The sequence below is a fragment of the Romboutsia sp. 13368 genome, from assembly GCF_018336475.1.
Classification (GTDB): domain Bacteria; phylum Bacillota; class Clostridia; order Peptostreptococcales; family Peptostreptococcaceae; genus Romboutsia.
In genome coordinates, this window is sequence record NZ_CP048741.1 from 635,103 (window position 1) to 636,441 (window position 1,339).

Consider the following 1,339-nt stretch of genomic DNA (forward strand, 5'->3'; position numbering starts at 1 on the left):
TGGAACCTAAGATTACCTAGAGTGTTACTTGCATTTATCGTTGGAKGATGTTTRKCTACAAGTGGATCGGTGGTTCAATCAATTTTAAAAAATCAATTAGCATCACCATATACATTAGGTGTATCATCAGGAGCATYTTTAGGTGCAGGATTAATAATAGTAACTGGAATTTCAATACCAATTATAGGAGGATTTACTCTTCCTTTAGTAGGTTTTTTATTTGGATTATTTACAGTATTTGCTGTAATAGGATTTTCATCTAAAATAGATAAAACAATGTCTAATAATACAATAATTTTATCAGGTATGGTTTTATCTTTATTTGTGAACGCATTGCTAACAACGATAAATGCATTGTTTGCTCAAGATATGAAAAGTATATCTTTATGGCAAATGGGAAGCTTTTCTATGAAAGGATGGAGCTATGTTCAGTTGATAATACCATTTACTATAATAGGAATGATTGGAGTATTAAGATATACAAATGAAATGGATATTATAACTTTTGGAGAAGAGCAAGCAAAAGCAATGGGGGTTGAAACATCAAAGGTTAAAAAAGAACTTTTTATTTTATCAGCAATATTAACTGGTGGAGCAATATCATTAAGCGGTACAATTGGATTTATTGATTTAATTGCCCCACATGTAGTAAGAAAGATATTTGGACCAAAGCATAAGTATGTTGTACCAATGTCATTTTTATATGGAGGTAGTTTCATGGTAATAGCAGATATTGTTGCAAGAACAATAATTATTCCTTCTGAATTGCCTGTAGGTGCAGTTACAGCATTAATAGGAGCTCCATTTTTTGCTTATGTTTACTTTAAAAAATAAAGGTGAGAATTATGTTAGAAATTAAAGAACTTCATAGTGGATATGATAAATTAGATATAATTAAAGACATAAATATAAAAATTAATAAAGGTGAAAATTTATTTATAATAGGTCCTAATGGATGTGGAAAAAGCACTCTTTTAAAATCTATTGCTAATATAATTAATTATAGGGGTAGAATAGAGATAGATGGTAAAGAAATATCATCATTAAAAAGAAAAGATTTAGCTAAAAAAGTTGGATTAATGAGTCAAGTATCTGAAATTTATTTCCCTTATACTGTATATGAGACAGTATCTCTTGGAAGATATCCGTATATAGAAAGTAAATTTGGAAGCTTATCTAAAACAGATATAAAAATAATTTTAGATAGTATAGAAAAAGTAGGATTGAYTGACTTTAAGGAGAAAATGATAACMGAGTTATCAGGTGGACAGCTACAAAGAGTTTTTTTAGCAAAGTTATTTGCTCAGGATCCAGATATTATACTTTTAGATGAGCCTAC

Annotated in this window: 2 protein-coding genes; both read left to right on the forward strand. The window is 29.0% G+C overall.

Translation table 11 applies throughout. The annotated features are described in order from the left end of the window. Positions 1-834: FecCD family ABC transporter permease (locus tag G3997_RS02615; RefSeq protein ID WP_296647645.1), on the forward strand; the 834-nt coding region annotated here is incomplete at its 5' end. Between the two features lie 11 nt (positions 835-845). After that, a partial coding sequence (locus G3997_RS02620; protein WP_296647647.1) for an ABC transporter ATP-binding protein occupies positions 846-1,339 on the forward strand: 494 nt, incomplete at its 3' end.